At 49.4% G+C, this 17761-nt stretch carries 14 protein-coding genes; 8 read left to right on the plus strand and 6 right to left on the minus strand.

The features are described from left to right. From dnaA to gyrB, 4 genes are all read left to right on the plus strand, one after another. Positions 1 to 1467: a chromosomal replication initiator protein DnaA gene (gene dnaA / locus ACN06F_RS00005; protein WP_038479938.1), complete on the plus strand. Its 1467-nt coding sequence runs from the start codon at positions 1 to 3 to the stop codon at positions 1465 to 1467. A 55-nt stretch (positions 1468 to 1522) separates the two neighbouring features. Continuing rightward, entirely contained in the window at positions 1523 to 2626 is a 1104-nt protein-coding gene (dnaN, locus tag ACN06F_RS00010; RefSeq protein WP_009723350.1) for a DNA polymerase III subunit beta, read from the plus strand. A gap of 105 nt (positions 2627 to 2731) precedes the next feature. Next, positions 2732 to 3835, plus strand: coding sequence for a DNA replication/repair protein RecF (gene recF / locus ACN06F_RS00015; RefSeq protein ID WP_433924472.1), 1104 nt, complete (start codon positions 2732 to 2734; stop codon positions 3833 to 3835). 39 nt (positions 3836 to 3874) lie between these two features. Further along, positions 3875 to 6295, plus strand: a complete 2421-nt coding sequence (gyrB, locus tag ACN06F_RS00020) for a DNA topoisomerase (ATP-hydrolyzing) subunit B (RefSeq protein ID WP_038479945.1) — start codon at positions 3875 to 3877, stop codon at positions 6293 to 6295. A 163-nt stretch (positions 6296 to 6458) separates the two neighbouring features. On the opposite strand, the gene gmhB is transcribed toward gyrB, so the two are convergent. From gmhB to glyQ, 4 genes are all read right to left on the minus strand, one after another. Continuing rightward, positions 6459 to 7031, minus strand: a complete 573-nt coding sequence (gene gmhB / locus ACN06F_RS00025) for a D-glycero-beta-D-manno-heptose 1,7-bisphosphate 7-phosphatase (RefSeq protein ID WP_433924473.1) — start codon at positions 7029 to 7031, stop codon at positions 6459 to 6461. A gap of 9 nt (positions 7032 to 7040) precedes the next feature. Beyond that, positions 7041 to 7838, minus strand: a complete 798-nt coding sequence (locus ACN06F_RS00030; RefSeq protein WP_433924474.1) for a hypothetical protein — start codon at positions 7836 to 7838, stop codon at positions 7041 to 7043. Positions 7839 to 8079: 241 nt separating this feature from the next. Beyond that, positions 8080 to 10146, minus strand: coding sequence for a glycine--tRNA ligase subunit beta (gene glyS / locus ACN06F_RS00035; RefSeq protein WP_433924475.1), 2067 nt, complete (start codon positions 10144 to 10146; stop codon positions 8080 to 8082). Then, a complete protein-coding gene (gene glyQ / locus ACN06F_RS00040) occupies positions 10146 to 11105 on the minus strand; it encodes a glycine--tRNA ligase subunit alpha (protein WP_231657701.1) in 960 nt (319 codons plus the stop codon). The genes glyS and glyQ overlap by 1 nt, the downstream gene beginning before the upstream one ends. 110 nt (positions 11106 to 11215) lie before the next feature. On the opposite strand from glyQ, the gene rfaD reads away from it, so the two are divergent. Then, the gene (gene rfaD, locus ACN06F_RS00045) at positions 11216 to 12172 is read left to right on the plus strand and encodes an ADP-glyceromanno-heptose 6-epimerase (RefSeq protein WP_433924476.1); all 957 of its coding nucleotides are present in this window, start codon (positions 11216 to 11218) and stop codon (positions 12170 to 12172) included. Further along, positions 12165 to 13211 carry a lipopolysaccharide heptosyltransferase II gene (gene waaF / locus ACN06F_RS00050; RefSeq protein WP_120385991.1) on the plus strand — a complete coding sequence of 349 codons (1047 nt, stop codon included), beginning with the start codon at positions 12165 to 12167 and terminating at the stop codon, positions 13209 to 13211. The genes rfaD and waaF overlap by 8 nt, the downstream gene beginning before the upstream one ends. On the opposite strand, the gene ACN06F_RS00055 is transcribed toward waaF, so the two are convergent. Both ACN06F_RS00055 and ACN06F_RS00060 read right to left on the minus strand, forming a co-directional pair. Next, a complete protein-coding gene (locus tag ACN06F_RS00055) occupies positions 13201 to 14853 on the minus strand; it encodes a sulfatase-like hydrolase/transferase (RefSeq protein ID WP_038479963.1) in 1653 nt (550 codons plus the stop codon). The two genes, waaF and ACN06F_RS00055, sit on opposite strands and share 11 nt — an antisense overlap. Positions 14854 to 14988: 135 nt before the next feature. Continuing rightward, positions 14989 to 15741, minus strand: a complete 753-nt coding sequence (locus tag ACN06F_RS00060) for a glycosyltransferase family 2 protein (RefSeq protein WP_038479964.1) — start codon at positions 15739 to 15741, stop codon at positions 14989 to 14991. Between the two features lie 77 nt (positions 15742 to 15818). On the opposite strand from ACN06F_RS00060, the gene ACN06F_RS00065 reads away from it, so the two are divergent. Together ACN06F_RS00065 and ACN06F_RS00070 are read left to right on the plus strand one after the other, a co-directional pair. After that, positions 15819 to 16850, plus strand: coding sequence for a glycosyltransferase family 4 protein (locus tag ACN06F_RS00065; protein WP_120385989.1), 1032 nt, complete (start codon positions 15819 to 15821; stop codon positions 16848 to 16850). Beyond that, on the plus strand, positions 16847 to 17761 hold the full coding sequence (locus tag ACN06F_RS00070; RefSeq protein ID WP_120385988.1) for a glycosyltransferase family 9 protein: 915 nt from the start codon (positions 16847 to 16849) through the stop codon (positions 17759 to 17761). The genes ACN06F_RS00065 and ACN06F_RS00070 overlap by 4 nt, the downstream gene beginning before the upstream one ends.

Below are 17761 nucleotides of genomic sequence, written 5' to 3' on the forward strand. Positions count from 1 at the left end.
GTGTCACTCGCGCTTTGGCAACAGTGCCTGGACTACCTGCAGGACGAACTGAATTCACAGCAGTTCAATACCTGGATACGTCCGCTGCAGGCAGAAGAAGGAGAGACCAATGAGCTGCGCTTGTTGGCGCCGAATCGCTTTGTGCGCGACTGGGTGAGTGATAAGTATTCAAAGCGTATCAGCGAGCTGATGCGAGAACTTGCGCCATCCAAGCCTCCCAAAGTCAGTTTGACGGTAGGTAGCCGCCGTGTGGCTGCTCCTGCCCCGCAGCCAAGAGATTTGGGTAATCCGGTCTCAGCATCTCCCTCAAGGCAAGCATCGCCTGCGGTTCATACGCCGCCAAGGGGAGACCTTGCTGATGAGCGAGAAATTGATCAACTGCGTGAAGAGTCACCGAATCGGCGAGGAAATGAGCGCCAGGTACAGGTTGAAGGCAGCCTAAAACATGGTAGTGGTCTTAATCCTAATTTTACCTTCGATACCTTTGTTGAAGGTAAATCGAACCAGCTCGCTCGTGCGGCATCTCGTCAGGTATCTGAAAACCCTGGCGGTGCCTATAACCCGCTGTTTTTATACGGTGGCGTTGGTTTAGGTAAAACACACTTGATGCACGCTGTCGGTAACGCCCTGGCTGGCCGCCGTGAAAATGCCCGTGTGGTGTATCTACACTCTGAACGCTTTGTCGCGGATATGGTGAAAGCACTGCAGTTAAATGCGATTAACGACTTCAAGCGCTTTTATCGCAGCGTTGATGCGTTACTTATTGATGATATTCAGTTTTTTGCTGGAAAAGAGCGTTCCCAGGAAGAGTTCTTCCATACCTTTAATGCATTATTAGAGGGTGGGCAGCAAATGATACTTACCTCTGACCGCTATCCAAAAGAGATTAGTGGTGTGGAGGAGCGTCTGAAATCGCGCTTTGGCTGGGGCCTGACAGTGGCGATTGAGCCGCCAGAGCTTGAAACCCGCGTAGCAATATTAATGAAAAAAGCAGATCAGGCGAAAGTTGATCTTCCACACGACGCTGCCTTCTTTATTGCTCAGAAGATTCGCTCAAACGTCCGCGAGCTTGAAGGTGCGCTGAAAAAGGTGATTGCAGATTCGCATTTTATGGGTAAAACCATTACCCAGGACTTTATTCGCGAATCGCTTAAAGACCTGTTAGCGCTTCAAGATAAGCAGGTAGGGGTTGATAATATTCAGCGAACGGTTGCCGAATATTACAAAATTAAAGTTGCCGATCTGCTTTCTAAACGTCGCTCTCGTTCCGTCGCACGGCCGAGGCAAGTTGCTATGGCGCTAGCTAAAGAGCTGACAAATCACAGCTTGCCGGAAATAGGCGATGCCTTTGGTGGCCGTGATCACACGACCGTGTTGCACGCTTGTCGTAAGGTAAAAGCGCTGCAAGAGGAAAATGCGGATATTCGTGAAGATTACAAGAATCTTCTTCGCCTGCTAACTAGTTAACCGTTATCGTTTGGGCCTGCATTGCGGGCCTTTCAGGATAGAAACCGGAGTACCGATGAAATTTACTATTTCCCGAGAGGCGTTGCTTCGCCCGCTGACTCTGGTGGCGGGCGTAGTCGAACGGCGCCAAACGCTACCAGTACTTTCTAATGTACTGATCCAAGTAGAAGGGGATCAGGTAGCATTAACCGGTACCGACCTAGAAGTAGAGCTAGTGGGCCGTACCGTGGCGAGCCAAGTTGATCAAGAGGGTGCTGCCACGGTTCCTGCTCGTAAGCTAATGGATATCTGTAAATCGTTGCCTGATCAATCCGAGATTCAGTTGGCGGTAGAAGAGGGGCGTGCCGTACTGCGCAGTGGTCGTTCGCGCTTTACGCTTTCGACGCTGCCCGTTGCAGAGTTTCCAAATATTGAAGATGCTGATGGTAGTCAGGAGCTTAGTGTGCCCAGAGGGACATTGAAGCACCTGATTGAGTCAACGTCTTTTGCAATGGCCCAGCAGGATGTTCGCTATTATCTGAACGGCATGCTGCTCGAAATTCAAAGTAATTTGTTGCGCACCGTTGCCACTGATGGGCACCGCTTGGCTATGTGCTCACGGCCTATCGATATTGTGGTTGACCAAGCGCAAAAGCTTATTGTGCCGCGTAAAGGCATCCTAGAGCTTTCCCGCTTGTTGGATGATAGCGATGAGCCGGTAAGTCTTACCTTGGGTTCAACCCATGTTCGCGCTCATACAGGCGACTTTACGTTTACCTCTAAGCTGATTGACGGCAAATTCCCTGACTACGAGCGTGTAGTGCCGCGCAATGGCGATAAAGTACTAATCGCTGAGCGTGCTGAATTGCGTCAGGTGCTTTCACGTACTGCTATTCTCTCGAATGAGAAATATCGTGGTGTGCGTCTGTACCTTGAGGAAAACAATCTTAAAGTAATGGCCAATAATCCTGAACAGGAAGAAGCCGAAGAGAATGTGGCCGTTGAGTATAATGGCGGAGCCATGGAAGTTGGCTTTAACGTAGGTTACTTAGTAGACGTGCTTTCGGTACTGGATGAGGATCGAGTGCAGATGACGCTGGCAGATCCCAACAGCAGTGCGCTGTTAGAAGAACCTGGCGGCGGTGATGCGCTTTATGTTGTTATGCCGATGCGGCTATAGCCCGCAATAGCTGGCTAATGAGGGCGGCGCTTCTGATGGCAGAAGCGCCGTTTTCGCGTTTTAAAGGATGGCAGGTTTTATGGTCTTATTTACTGGCAGTCGTTAATGAGTGTGTCTCGGTTAAATCTTCAGGGGCTGCGTAATTTAGCGCCAGTTGAGATGTGCCCTGCATCCCGTATTAATGTGATATACGGCGTTAACGGCAGTGGTAAAACAAGCCTGCTGGAAGGTATTCATATCTTAGGAATGGGGCGCTCTTTCCGGACTCGCCAGCTTAAACATGCTATACAGTCTGAGGCGCCCTATATGACGCTCTACGGCCGTTTGGCAGGAGACCCTGAGGTTACGCTTGGTGTGAGAAGAATGCGCGCACAGCGCGAGCTAGAGTTGCGTTTGCGTGGAGAGAAAGGCGTCCGCTTGGCCGAACTGGTTGAAGCTATGCCGTTGCAGCTAATAAATCCAGATGCCTTTCGCCTTCTCGAAGGATCGCCCGCAGGTCGCAGAGAGTTTTTGGATTGGGGAGTGTTTCACGTGAAACACTCCTTTCTCGACGCATGGAAGCGAACGCGTCGCGCGGTGAAACATCGGAATGCGCTCCTTAGGCGTGGTAGAATAGTCCCAAGCGAAATAGCGGTATGGGAGTATGAGTTAGCTACCTGGGGGGAGAAGATGGATGCACTCAGGCAAGCATGGTTCAACGAGTTCTTGCCGGTATTCGATGAAACCTTAAAGGAGCTGATCTCTCTACCCGATTTAACGCTGCGTTATGTAAGAGGCTGGGATAAGCAGCGCGCACTTGCGGAGGTTTTGCAGGATAGTCGTCAAGCGGATCAGCAAATGGGCTTTACCCAGCAGGGGCCGCAGCGAGCAGACTTGCGAATCAGAATAAACAAGCAGCCTGCTGTTGAAGTCCTTTCCAGAGGCCAGCAAAAGCTGGTGGTTAGTGCATTAAAGCTTGCCCAGGGGCGGCTTCTGGAAAGTACCACACAACGACACTGCATCTACTTAATCGACGATTTACCAGCGGAGCTAGATAGCACGCACCGAGGTCGGTTTTGCAATTTACTTGAAAAGATGCAGTGTCAGGCATTTATTACAAGCGTCGAACCCTCCGCGCTTCGTGGTATATGGGAACCCTCAACAGATGTCGGGATGTTTCACGTGAAACAGTCCAGTCAAGGGTTAAGCCAATTACTGCCGGACGGGTAGGCGACACGGAACGAGACAGACTTCACGACGGAGTGGTCAATGAGCGAGCAGGCTTACGATTCATCAAGCATTAAGGTGCTCAAAGGGCTAGACGCAGTGCGCAAGCGCCCAGGCATGTATATCGGCGATACCGACGACGGCACCGGGCTGCACCATATGGTTTTCGAGCTGGTGGATAACTCCATCGATGAAGCTCTGGCAGGTCACTGTAGTGAAATTCGTGTGGTTATCCACCCGGATGAATCAGTAACGGTAAGTGATAATGGCCGTGGTGTTCCCACCGAGCTGCATGAAGGCGAAGGCGTCTCAGCCGCAGAAGTTATCATGACAGTGCTACACGCTGGCGGTAAGTTTGATGATAATTCATACAAAGTGTCAGGCGGTCTACACGGTGTAGGGGTGTCGGTTGTTAACGCGCTTTCGGAAGAACTGCGGCTAACCATCTGGCGTCAAGGGGAAGTGTTTGAGCAGGTCTATCATCACGGTGTACCTCAAGCGCCACTAGGTGTTGTCGGTAAAACGGAAAAAAGTGGCACTCGTGTACATTTTCGTCCATCACCGAATACCTTTGCGAATATCGAATTTCACTACGATATTCTCGCCAAGCGCCTACGTGAACTTTCATTCTTGAACTCAGGCGTTGCTATCCGTTTAATGGATGAGCGTAGCGGCAAAGAGGAGCTGTTTCATTATGAAGGTGGTTTGAAGGCATTTGTTGACCACCTGAATAAAAATAAAACAGTTCTGAATCCCGTCTTTCATTTCAATGCAGTGCGAGAAGATGGCGTTGAAGTAGAAGTGGCGATGCAGTGGAGCGAGGCCTTCACTGAAAACATTTTTTGCTACACCAATAATATTCCTCAGCGAGATGGTGGAACCCACTTAGCGGGTTTTCGTGCCGCGCTTACGCGAACGCTTAACCACTATATCGAAGCTCAGGGGCTGTTGAAAAAATCCAAGGTCAATACGTCGGGCGACGATGCTCGTGAAGGCTTGACCGCTATTATCTCTGTTAAAGTTCCCGACCCTAAATTCTCGTCTCAAACCAAAGACAAGCTGGTTTCCAGCGAAGTTAAAACGGCGGTTGAGCAAGAAATGGGGCGGCTATTTGCTGACTATCTGATCGAGAAGCCTAACGAAGCTAAATCGATCGTTAACAAGATGCTAGATGCTGCACGGGCGCGAGAAGCCGCTCGTAAAGCACGGGATATGACTCGCCGTAAGGGTGCGCTCGATATAGCTGGGCTACCTGGAAAGCTTGCTGACTGCCAAGAGAAAGATCCAAGCCAATCAGAACTATATCTGGTGGAGGGTGACTCGGCTGGTGGCAGTGCTAAGCAGGGGCGTGATCGTCGTACCCAGGCAATTTTGCCGCTGAAAGGTAAGATACTAAACGTTGAGAAAGCGCGCTTCGATAAGATGCTGTCATCAGCAGAAGTCGGAACGCTGATTACAGCGTTAGGCTGTGGTATTGGTCGCGAAGAGTTTAATCCCGATAAGCTACGTTACCATTCAGTCATTATTATGACGGATGCCGACGTTGACGGTTCGCACATTCGCACGTTACTGCTAACGTTCTTTTTCCGTCAGATGCCTGAATTGATTGAGCGTGGTCACATCTTTATTGCTCAGCCCCCTCTTTATAAAATTAAGCGGGGTAAGCAAGAGCTCTACCTGAAAGATGAACAGGCAATGACCGACTACCTGACCACCACTGCATTAGATGGGGCTGGGTTATATGTCAATGCTGATGCGCCTGGTATCGCTGGTTCGCAGCTAGAAGCATTGGTTACTCAATACCGAAATGTGATGAAGCGGATTGACCGCCTTGCGCGGGTATATCCTATCGCAGTGCTCAAGCAAGCTGTACATGCAACGGCGCTTCAAGGCGAAGTTAGTCTTAAAGACCGTGTCACCATGGAAAATTGGATTGCTGAGCTACAGAAAGCAATGGATGACATGGTGGCCTATGAAGGCGGACCGCGTTACCAGTTCTATCTGCATGAAGATAGCGAGCGCGGTTTGCACTTGCCAGCGGTGTCTTTGATTGCCCACGGCGTTACAACTGAGTATGTGTGGGGACTGGACTTCTTTGAGAGTACTGATTATCGAGCCATTACGGGCCTCGGTGAGACGTTGAACGGGTTGCTTGAAGAAGGTGCTTACATTGCCCGTGGTGAGCGTCAGAAGCCAGTCACACACTTCTCTGAAGTGCTGGCTTGGTTGATGCAAGAGGGGCAGCGTGGGCTCTCTTTCCAGCGCTATAAAGGACTGGGGGAAATGAACCCCGATCAGCTGTGGGAAACCACCATGGATCCCGACAGCCGTCGTATGCTGCGAGTAACCATTGAAGATGCGGTTGCTGCCGATATGATGTTCAACACGTTAATGGGGGATGAAGTTGAGCCTCGCCGTGATTTTATCGAGACGAATGCGCTAGTTGCTAATCTTGATGTCTGATGTGTTTATCAGCGTGTGTTTCACGTGAAACAGTGCGATAGGCACTAATAAACTCAGTCAAATGAAAAATAAAACGCCGCGCCTAATTAAATGGGAGCGGCGTTTTTTTTGCGTGTCTAGAGTAGAGAGAGGAAGGGGACGGAAGAAAGAAACCCCATTACTGCTATTGGCATAGCCAATCTGCAAATGCAGCTAGATCTGGATAAACAAGCGTATTTTCAAGATTAGCATGACTGGCTAGCGTTTTCTCTCCTTTACCTGTTCTGACCAACACTGGACGACATCCTACTGATTCACCCGCTTTGAGATCTCGTAGGCTGTCACCAACCATCCAACTGCCGGTGAGGCTATCCATTCCTAATTGCTGCTGAATTTGCAAAAGTAATCCTGGCAAGGGTTTTCGACAAGCGCATTGATCATCGGGGCCGTGAGGGCAGTAAGCAATATGGGCAATACGTCCACCTTTCGCTTCAACCAGTGCTATTAAGCGATCATGCATTGAATGGAGCGTTGCCTCATCGTAATAGCCCCGTGCAATACCCGACTGATTGGTAGCTATTGCCACGGTATATCCTGCCTTGTTTAGTTGTGCAATAGCATTGATCGCTGAAGGGTAGGGGACCCACTCTTCTAGTGATTTAATATAAGCATCAGAATCGTGATTGATAACACCGTCACGATCAAGAATGACTAGGCAGGCTGCAGGGAGCCTTGATGAGTCTGAGGTAATGGACATAGCGTCCTTCTATTGGCTACGTAGCTGTTGGTCAAGAATGGACAGTGCATTAAGGGTGACTGCAATTTTCTTTCCATCACTACCTAAACGATGAAAGGGGATACGACCTAAGCGCTTAAAACGTGAGAGCGTACTAATGAAGCGTTCTTGAACCTCTGGTTGCGACTGTCTCAATCCGTCAAGTAGGGCTGGCGTTAAACGCTCAATATGAGGGTCACGAGTGCTTAGTTTGCCATAGAGAGAGAAAATAAAGCAGTGCCAATCGCGGACCATGCAGTTCGTCAGTTCATGATAGGTACCTGGATCGGTCTCAAAATCGATAAAGACAATACCCTCTTTATTGACCAATATATTTCGGGCAAAGGCTTCGCTTAGGTAACACTGTTTTGCGTGAACATCATTCAGCGCCTGAGTGCTCATCTGAAGGTAGTGATCAATTTCATTGACACTTTTGGCAGTCAGTAATTTATCTAGCAGCGTTTGAGAAGGCTCTTCTGTGTCACTTACATCAGCAAGAAGTAATGCTTGGGGAGTTTCAGCTAATATAGTCGGGACTGCTATTCCCGCCTTTGAGAGAGATTTAATTCGAGCGGCTTCTAAGGCAACGCTTTGTTCACCCCCTAAGTTAGGGACTGGTTTAAGCGCTTCGATACTTAGCCACTTAGCTAATAGGGTAAGCGGCAGGTAGGCAAGACGTGAATTTCTCTTCGTCGCCTTTTTTAGCCATACTCTTTGTGTGTTAAGCGTATAAGGCGCAATGTTAGTCTGTTGCTGAGGGAGAGTATCAAGCAAAAATAAGTCATACATAGGCCGTTTCCATGGCGATAAAAGCAAGTTATGACCATCGACCTTTTACAAGGAAATGGCGCTGTGATTACGCTTCTAATTTTACCTTGGTGTTTCACGTGAAACAATTAGTCGGCATAACTCCGAGTTTAGTCTGGAGAAAAGAGGTAATACAAATTTGAAAAGCAAAAAAGCCCGGCTTTCGAGCAGCCGGGCTTTCTGTTGCGATTTGAGCTGAGTGAACCGATAGCGGCACAGTGTCTTATTGTGGCAGCTGGGAAATATCCGCCACTTCAAGGAACAGCGCTTGCAGACTGGCAAGCAATGCCAAGCGGTTATGACGGACAGCGTCGTCATCGGCCATCACCATTACCTGATCGAAGAAAGCATCGACAGGTTCACGTAGTGTTGCCAATGCATCTAGTGCCTGCTGGTAGTCGCCTGCTGAAAATAACGGAGCTACTTGCTGTTGGCTGGCCGTTACTGCATTGAATAGCGTCTTCTCGGCTTCTTCCTGCAGCAGGCTCTGATCTACCTGAATGCTACCGTTGTGTTCCTGCTTGCTCAGGATATTAGAAACCCGCTTGTTCGCAGCAGCCAAAGCAGCGGCTTCTTCCCGCTGTGCAAAGGCCTTAACGGCACGTAAGCGACGAGCAAAATCCAGCGGTTTGGTTACTGGGCGAGCGCGTACTGCCAAGTACATTTCAGCACTAATACCTTCTTCTTGGCCCCAGGCGCGGAAGCGGTCCAGCATGTAGGTCAATACATCTTCCACCAAGCCTTCAGCCTTAGGCAGGCCTTGGTGCTGTTCTGCGGCTACGCTGAGTAGCTCGCGAAGATCTAAATTAAGCTGACCTTTGACCAGGATGTTTAACACACCAATAGAGGCTCGGCGTAGGGCAAACGGATCCTTTGCGCCGGTTGGGCGCTGGCCAATACCAAAGATGCCAACAAGAGTATCTAGACGGTCAGCCAATGCTAGCGCTTGGCCTGCAAGGCTTTGAGGAATGTCGTCACTGGCAAAGCGGGGCAGGTACTGCTCTTCTAATGCCTGAGCAACCTCCGCTGGCTCACCATCCTGTTCGGCATAATAGCGGCCCATAATGCCCTGAAGTTCTGGGAACTCGAGCACCATCTCGGTGACCAAATCGCACTTGGCCAGTGCCACTGCGCGCTGGGCGTGGCTCACATCTGCATTAATATGCTCGGCAATATACGTTGCTATCGCTGTGCTACGACGTGCTTTGTCAGCCAACGTACCTAACTGTTGTTGGAATACCACGCTTTCCAACTGAGGAATACGTGAGGCGAGCGTACGCTTCCGGTCAGTTTCGTAGAAGAAGGCCGCATCGGCCAGGCGTGGGCGAATGACTTTTTCATTGCCGGAAATCACCTGTTGCGGATCAGCGCTGTCGATGTTCGAAATAGTAATGAACAGCGGTTTCAGCTTGCCTTGGTCATCCAGCAGGTGGAAGTACTTTTGGTTAGCCTTCATGGACGAGATTAAGCACTCGGCGGGCACTTCCAGAAAGCGTTCATCGAAGCTGCCGGTTAATGCGACTGGCCATTCGACCAGGCCACTGACTTCTACCAACAACTCTTCGTCGATAACGGCATTGGCTTCTTGAACCTCAGCTTCAGCTAATACCTGTTCACGAATGCGTTCGCGGCGCCGTTGGCGATCGGCTAGGACGTAGGCATTTTCCAGTGCGGCTAGGTAGTCATCGGCGTGTTCAAGCTGTATGGCATCTGGCGCATGGAAGCGGTGGCCAAAGGTGGTACGGCTAGCCTGAAGGCCAAGCGCTTCTGCGGCAATGACGTCGCTGCCATACAGGGCAACTAGCCAGTGAACTGGGCGGGAGAACTCAACGCGTGACGAACCCCAGCGCATATTCTTAGGTACCGGTAGCGATTGTAGCGTTTTGCGAACCATCTCTGGCAGCAGCGCCTGTACAGTCTCGCCTTGCTGCTGTTCGCGGAAACCAAGCCAAGTACCTTTATCGGTTTCTAGGTGAATCAGCTCATCAACGCTGACGCCGCAAGAACGCGCGAAACCTTCGGCTGCTTTGGTGGGCACGCCGTCCTTGAATGCAGCGGCTAGGGCAGGGCCACGACGCTCAACCTCACGGTCAGGCTGCTTGTCTGCAAGCCCGGTAACCTGTACTGCTAAACGTCGCGGGGTTGCGTAAGCGGCGATGCTTTGAAAGGAAATCTCGGCTTCTTGCAGGCCTTTTTCGATGCCAGCAGCAAATGCATCGGAAAGTGTATCTAGCGCAGCGGGGGGAAGCTCTTCGGCACCTAGTTCTAATAGAAGCGTATCAACAGCCATTATGCGTCTCCCTGGTCGGCTAGTAGTTCGCGGCGTAGGGCTTCGGGTGCCATCGGGAATCCTTCTGCTTTACGAGACTCAAAATAGGCAGTGGCGACATCCCGCGCCATGGTGCGAACGCGCAGAATAAAGCGCTGACGTTCGGTCACGGAAATTGCATGACGAGCATCTAACAGGTTAAACGTATGGGACGCTTTCAGAACCTGCTCGTAGGCAGGCAGCGGTAGATTAGCTACCAGGAGCTTACTGCACTCTTTTTCCTGGTGGTCAAAGGAGGCAAATAGCTGATCAACGTCAGCATGCTCAAAGTTATACGCCGACTGCTCGCGTTCATTTTGAAGATAAACATCGCCGTAACTGACCTTGCTGCCGTCGGGAGCGATGGCCCATACCAAGTCATATACGCTATCGACGTTTTGCAGGTACATGGCGATACGCTCAAGCCCGTAGGTGAGCTCACCAGTAACGGGGTAGCATTCAATGCCGCCTGCCTGCTGGAAATAAGTAAACTGAGTGACTTCCATACCGTTGAGCCACACTTCCCAACCAAGGCCCCAGGCACCTAGGGTAGGGGATTCCCAGTTATCTTCCACGAAGCGCACGTCATGAACGAGAGGATCGAGCCCCAGGCGCTTTAAAGAACCTAAATAGAGATCCTGCAGATTGCTGGGCGATGGCTTCATTACCACCTGAAACTGGTAATAGTGTTGTAGGCGGTTAGGGTTTTCACCGTAGCGGCCGTCTGTTGGGCGGCGGGAAGGCTGCACATAGGCCGCGTTCCAGGTTTCTGGACCAATTGCCCGTAGGAAAGTGGCAGGGTGGAAGGTGCCCGCGCCGACTTCCATATCGAGAGGTTGGAGAATGACACAGCCCTGTTCTGCCCAGTATTGCTGCAGAGCAAGGATCAAGCCTTGAAATGTCGACACATCGGGTGTCGATTGGTTTGTCGAGACACTCATCGCGGAAAGCACCGTTGGCCATGAATTCATAGGCCGTCAAGTATACAATCACAGAGAGATGGGTTATAGGCACGTTAGCCAACAGAGCTGCTTTTGGTAAGGAGAACGAGATGATCGTTGTAACAGGCGGGGCTGGTTTTATAGGTGCCAATATTGTCAAAGCGCTGAACGCTCGTGGCCGCGATGATGTGATGGTGGTTGATGACCTGCGTGACGGCACTAAGTTCGTCAATTTAGCTGACTGCACGTTGGCTGATTATCTGGATAAAGATGATTTTCTAGCGCGGATTAAGGCGGCATTGCGAGGTGAGTCGGTCGATTTGCCGACCATCAATGCTATTTTCCATGAGGGTGCGTGCTCCGATACGACGGAGTGGGATGGGCACTACATGATGGAGAATAACTTCGAGTACTCAAAAGTGCTGCTTAACTACTGTGAAGCGTTAGGCATTCCATTTCTATACGCATCATCGGCGGCTACTTACGGCGGTAGTGAGGTATTTAAAGAGGCGCCTGAGCACGAAAAACCGCTCAACGTCTATGGCTACTCTAAGTTATTGTTTGATCAGCACGTGCGCTCTCGCTGGGATGAGTTGACGACACAAGTGGTTGGCTTTCGCTATTTCAATGTTTATGGCCCTCGTGAACAGCATAAGGGCAAGATGGCGAGTGTCGCCTACCATAACCATTTACAAATTCGAAATGGGGAAACGTTAAAGCTGTTTGGGGCTTACGGCGGTTATGAGGCGGGAATGCAGAGTCGCGACTTTGTTTTCGTTGGCGATGTGGTCGACGTCAATCTGTGGTTTTTAGATAACCCTCATGCGTCCGGTATTTTTAATTTGGGCACCGGACGGGCAGAACCATTCAAGGCCATTGGCGAGGCTGTAATCGACTTTTATGGTCAGGGTGAAATTGACTACATACCTTTCCCTGAAGAACTAAAAGGCCGCTATCAAAGTTACACTCGTGCAGATATCAGCAATCTGCGTGCCTCTGGTTGCGATGTTGAGTTCAAAACCGTTGCCCAGGGTGTGAAAGCCTACTTGGAGTGGCTAAATGGCTAATTCTGCCAAGCGCATATTGGTGGTCGGCCCTTCGTGGGTCGGCGATATGGTGATGGCGCAAAGCCTGTTTATGACCTTGAAAGACCGTAACCCAGGGGCAACCCTTGGGGTGGTCGCTCCGGCATGGTCACAGCCTATTTTGGAGCGTATGCCTGAGGTAGACGAGGTGCTTCCATTGGCAGTGGGGCATGGTGAATTTGGCCTTGCCAGCCGCCGTGAGCTGGCTGCCCGTCTACGAGGACGCTTTGATCGTGCCATTGTTCTGCCGCGCTCTTGGAAAGCGGCGCTGGTGCCCTTTATGGCGCGTATTCCCGAGCGTATCGGCTTTTTGGGTGAACACCGTTATGGCTTATTGAAAGAGCGCCGCAAGCTGGATAAGCAGGTGTTGGATCAAACGGTTAAGCGGTTTGTTTCTCTGGGTCTGCCGCTGGAAGAAGCCATACAAGGCGAATTTGAGATTCCGACACCGCGTTTAACGATTGATCGAAATAACTTGGTCAATTTACGCCTTACTCACGCGCTATCGTCGCGTCCAGCTATTGGTATGATGCCCGGAGCGGAGTACGGGCCAGCTAAACAGTGGCCGTTAGGCTATTTCCATGCGTTAGCGGTGCGACTGGTTAAGGATGGGTTTGAGGTGCGTGTGTTTGGCGGGCCGAAAGATCATGCCGCCGGAGATAGCATTGTGAAAGGGTTGCCCCATGCGCATAACTTATGCGGCAAAACCCAATTGGCGGATGCGGTAGATCTATTGGCAGACTGCCGTCAGGTGGTCACCAACGATTCAGGCTTAATGCACGTTGCCGCCGCGGTAGGCGTACGCATTCACGCTCTGTACGGTTCTTCATCTCCTGCTTACACACCACCCCTAACCGACAATGCTGTCATTCACTATCTGGCGCTTTCCTGCTCACCTTGCTTTAAGCGTACCTGCCCGCTGGGGCATACCAACTGTCTGAATGATTTAGGCGTGGAGCAAGTGTACCGAGCGATGAGTGTCGATAGTCAGCGTGCTAACGGCGCTAACGTTAGCGCATAATCTCGACTTCATCAGCCTGATCAGCAGGCGTTTCTATGACTTGTTGGTCGGCGCTTTCTTGAGGTTCGCGCCGTTGAGGGGTCAGTCCTTCCCAAAGACGGTGCTGTAATGCGGTCTCTTCCCGGAGCCGCTCGTTAAGCACCTCAAGCCCATGCGTTTCAACCAGCGTTGGTTGACTGCTAAGTAGAGATGCCCCAAGCCCTGCACGGTTATCGTTAAGCGGTAGGCCCATCGCGTCCAAAATAGTCGGGAATACGTCTAACATTGTCGCCCCCCGATGCACTGTCAGCGGTGAGATACCTTCGCCCAGCATGATCAGCGTATTGTCTCGATCTAGTGTTGTCAGTTGATCCCAAACCGACACTCGCATCGTTAGGTGGTCGCTGAGAACGACAACCAATGTATTTTCGAGCAAGCCTTCTTGTTCAAGACGCTCAATAAGGTCACGCGCCTGACTTGCTGAACATTTCACCGAATATAAGATATCTTGGCCATCGAATTCACCCTGACGGTCTAGGCATGTCTGGGAGGGAAAACCGTTAGGGGCGTGGCCAGCAATGCTTAGATTAACCACTGCCCATGGGCCGTCATCCTCTTCACTCAAACGACGAATCTCATCCACAGTAAAATCGTAAAGTGTGTCATCGTATAGACCCCAGCTATTTATGTATTCTGGGTCATTGAGTTGCGCTGAAAGCTCTTCCTTTCCCTTTACCGTATTAAACTGATGGCCGCGATAGAAAAGTCCTTTACCGGCAAACTGAGCACTAGCTCCACCCAAGTAGCTAAGCCGATAGCCTTGAGCCGCTAACACATCACCCAGGCAATCGACGCCGGGAACTACTTTGGAAATCGGCTCGAACTGACTGTCGTGCAAAAGTCCCGCAGGCATCAGCGGCACGCCACACTGGCTAGCAATCATGCCTGCCATGGTCCAGCCGGTGTTTTCCATTTGCTGGATACCTTCAAAGACCAGCCCGCGTTCGCCTAACGCGGTTAAGTCAGCGTAAGCATCACCAAATAGTTCATTGCTATACGTACGCTCAATGCTTTCCAGATACATCACCAGAAGGTTAGGCGCATTGGTTTGATCTTCCGTGGGCGGCGGCACGTAACGGCGATCTAGCCAAGCACCATCGTCCGTTACAATGGCTGCGCTGCGCTGCCCTAAACCGTAGAGCATTGGATTTGCTGCTAATAAGAGAAGTGCAACGAAGCGTTCAGTTAGCCGCCATCGCTGATCATGCCGCGTGATCCAGGTAACGGATGCCAGCACTGCGATTACGCTCATTGTGTAAATAACGGCAGTGATCATTTTTCCAGCACCGCCATGTTCGGCCATGCCCGCTTGAAGATGGAAAAATACCGCACCTAAATCAACATTGCCAAAGCTGTCAGCCAAGTAGATATAAATGCCTAGCAAGCTGAGCGGCACCAGCGACCAAGGCCACACCGGGCGGTAGCGGGCGTTTAGCGGTGCTCCCCAGCGTAACTTGATGCCGAAGCCTACCCACACGGCGGCTGTGAAAAATAGTGTCCACCAAGGTAGCCGAGTAAGCACGGTGAGGGCATAGCCAAGACAGATGCCGATCACGAGCAGTGGCAACCATGGAGTAAGTTTGAGTGACCTTAGTGCTGGCATGCGTCTCCCGAAACGAGTGTTGATAGAGTAAAGAAATACGGACGCATATTGATCACAGGATCAGGTGAGAGACTGCCCGGTAGTAGAGATATCTTTAGTGATATCAACACGTCGTGATAGAAAATTTACAACGTATTATAGGCGGTTATTAACATTATTTTTGGCATATTTCCAAAAAACACCGTTTGCATTAGCCACAGATATAGTGAGCCCTCGCCAGCCATCCAGTATGCCGAGGCGAAAAAAATAAGTGCGTATAAATGCAAAAAGTGCCTTGAGAAATATGAGTGAAAAAGGGTGGTGCTTGAGTTTTTTTGATGATGCGCGAAGATCTGAATAGCGATTTATTTTATCAAGGAACTGGGAGAGATCGTTAATGGCAAGGTGTTCAATTTTTCCATTAAGCGGAGAAACTTCTGTATTTTTTTCTAAGTTTACTGACTCATGAACAGCGGCATCATTAAAATTACACGTGTTACGATTAAACAGTCGAACTAACCAGTCATTTCCCCAGCCAGAGTGATGAACGGGTTTACCCAGCATCCAGTTTTCGCGCAATATTTTACCAGCCTGTTGAGGTGTTGCAGTGGCGACCCAGTCATTAATCGCAGCGTTGAGCTCTTTTGTCGGCGCTTCATCAGCATCTATTGATAAGATCCAGTCATATTTTGCTAACGACACGGCAGCACGTTTGGTAGGGCCAAAGCCTAAAAATTCACCATGGTGTAATGTTGTATTGGAGTAGGCTTGTACAATGCTACATGTTTCGTCTGTGGAGCCGTTGTCATATACCACGACATCGTCATAGCACGTCAAGGCGTCTAGTGTTCGGCTAAGTGTCGCGGCCGCATTGCGAGTAATGATAACGACGCTCACATCCATAGACATTTATTCAAACCCTGCTCTGGTGGTTGGTAGATACAGTACTATACCAGGGTGATGGCAACGATTTGTATGAGGGCAATTTGCATATTATTCACGTTAACCTTGCCAAAGGTTTTCGCGGTGGAGAACGCCAGACAGCGCTGCTAATTCAAGCCTTGCAACGGCATGTAGGTCAGCAAACGCTGGTATGCAGAAAAGATTCTCCATTGCGTAATGAGCTTCAATGCATTGAGAACTTAAGGTTCGTGGATGCTAACCAGCAGATGGCTGGGCATAGGCAAGCCGGCCGTGCATCGGTGGTGCATGCTCATGAAGCTAAAGCGGTACACTGGGCGTGGTTGCATAAGCGTATATACGGTACACCCTATGTGGTGACTCGCCGAGTGGATACACCCATTAAAGATAAATGGGTGAATCGACTGTTCTATCGTGATGCAGATCGTTGTGTCGCTATTTCATCGATTATTCGACAACAGCTATCACACTGGAATAAGAATGAAGTATTGACGATTCCGAGTGCGATGACGGGATTTACCGCGGACGCTCAAGTCGCTGCTCGCTTTCGCGCTAGCTACCCAGGTCGCTTTATTGTCGGTCATATTGGTGCGCTAGTTGATCGTCACAAAGGTCAGCGGACACTGCTTGAGGCTGCAGCACGATTACAGCATAGCTATCCTGAAGTGCTGTGCGTTTTTTTTGGCCGAGGTGAAGACGAGGATGAGCTTCGCTTGGAAAGCAGTCACTTAAAAAATGTTGTATGGGCTGGCTTTAAGCCTAATATTGGTGATTTTATTCCAGCGCTGGATCTGTTTGTTTTTCCATCTCGCAATGAGGGGCTAGGATCAGTTCTTTTAGATGTTATGGATGCAAACGTGCCTATTGTTGCTAGTAATGTTGGCGGCATTCCTGATTTAATTAAGCATGGTGAAACAGGTTTTTTAGTAACACCAGGAAATAGTGAAGAAGTCGAGGGCTGGATAATAAAGCTAGCAAAAAACAAACAGATGAGAGAGTCTGCTGTTGAGAATGCACGCCTTCTTTTAGAACTTTATAGTAAAGAAAAAATGGCTGAAAGTTATCTCGATGTCTATAAGGAAATTGTTTTTAAATGAACGACTTTTTAAAAGTTAAATGCATCGCTATATTTTTACATAATAGGCCTTTTTTTGGTGCATATGTAGTTCATATTCCTTTTTTAGTCGCTGTTAAGGAAAGGTATCCAAATGCTAAATTGGTGGGTATCTCTAAAAGTTCAGGGGCAGATTTCCTAGTTGAAGCAGGTTTTTTAAACGAGCTTGAAGTGATTGACGGCTTTAGCACCACTAGCTTAAATAAAAAATATAATTTCGATATTGGTTTTAACTTGCGTCCTTCTAGTGTTGGGACTTCTCTGCAAATGTTAAAGCTGCGAATTCCTTATAGAGTAGGATTTAAAAAATTTGGAACGTTTTATACGCACTCGGTACCTCTTGATGTAACTACCTACAGGGCAGACCTTTTCTTGTCCCTTCTAGGGATATCATCAGCATTAGATATTGCTCCCTGTTTGAAAAAGCATATTGAGTCTGATGGAGTATTAAATAATAAAATTGTACTTGCTCCTGGTGCTGGGGGCGAAGAAAAAAAATGGTCGCTTGCTAATTATATTCAGCTAGCAAGAAAGATTTCTGAGTTAAGACCAGAAAAAATTGTTTTTCTTACAGGACCAAAAGAAGAAGAGGAAAAGAAAATCCTTGAGCAAGAAGGGTTTTCTGTTATTCATAGCCCTGATGTAAATACTCTTTTTAGGTTGGTAAATGGTTGCAAACTATTTGTTAGCAACGATTGTGGTCCATCGCATGTCGCTCATATAATGGGGGTTAATCAAGCTGTTGTTTTTAAAGAATATTTACCTGAATGGTTTCTTGAGAGAGATAACAGTGGTTACGTTTCATCACAAACAGACCTTTCATCAATTACTCCTGACGAGCTAATAAACTGCGTATCGAAAATCCTCGCGTGTGATGTTGGCGCTGAAAAATAA

Source organism: Vreelandella sp. 21, assembly GCF_050995515.1.
Classification (GTDB): Bacteria; Pseudomonadota; Gammaproteobacteria; order Pseudomonadales; family Halomonadaceae; genus Vreelandella; species Vreelandella alkaliphila.

What these genes read in the sequence shown, in the direction of transcription:
- rfaD (WP_433924476.1), top strand. Translation starts at nt 11,216, where the DNA reads ATGATCGTTGTAACAGGCGGGGCTGGTTTTATAGGTGCCAATATTGTC.
- gyrB (WP_038479945.1), top strand. Translation starts at nt 3,875, where the DNA reads ATGAGCGAGCAGGCTTACGATTCATCAAGCATTAAGGTGCTCAAAGGG.
- ACN06F_RS00070 (WP_120385988.1), top strand. Translation starts at nt 16,847, where the DNA reads ATGAACGACTTTTTAAAAGTTAAATGCATCGCTATATTTTTACATAAT.
- gmhB (WP_433924473.1), bottom strand. Translation starts at nt 7,031, where the DNA reads ATGTCCATTACCTCAGACTCATCAAGGCTCCCTGCAGCCTGCCTAGTC.
- glyS (WP_433924475.1), bottom strand. Translation starts at nt 10,146, where the DNA reads ATGGCTGTTGATACGCTTCTATTAGAACTAGGTGCCGAAGAGCTTCCC.
- dnaN (WP_009723350.1), top strand. Translation starts at nt 1,523, where the DNA reads ATGAAATTTACTATTTCCCGAGAGGCGTTGCTTCGCCCGCTGACTCTG.
- recF (WP_433924472.1), top strand. Translation starts at nt 2,732, where the DNA reads ATGAGTGTGTCTCGGTTAAATCTTCAGGGGCTGCGTAATTTAGCGCCA.
- ACN06F_RS00060 (WP_038479964.1), bottom strand. Translation starts at nt 15,741, where the DNA reads ATGTCTATGGATGTGAGCGTCGTTATCATTACTCGCAATGCGGCCGCG.
- waaF (WP_120385991.1), top strand. Translation starts at nt 12,165, where the DNA reads ATGGCTAATTCTGCCAAGCGCATATTGGTGGTCGGCCCTTCGTGGGTC.
- glyQ (WP_231657701.1), bottom strand. Translation starts at nt 11,105, where the DNA reads ATGAGTGTCTCGACAAACCAATCGACACCCGATGTGTCGACATTTCAA.
- ACN06F_RS00055 (WP_038479963.1), bottom strand. Translation starts at nt 14,853, where the DNA reads ATGCCAGCACTAAGGTCACTCAAACTTACTCCATGGTTGCCACTGCTC.
- ACN06F_RS00030 (WP_433924474.1), bottom strand. Translation starts at nt 7,838, where the DNA reads ATGTATGACTTATTTTTGCTTGATACTCTCCCTCAGCAACAGACTAAC.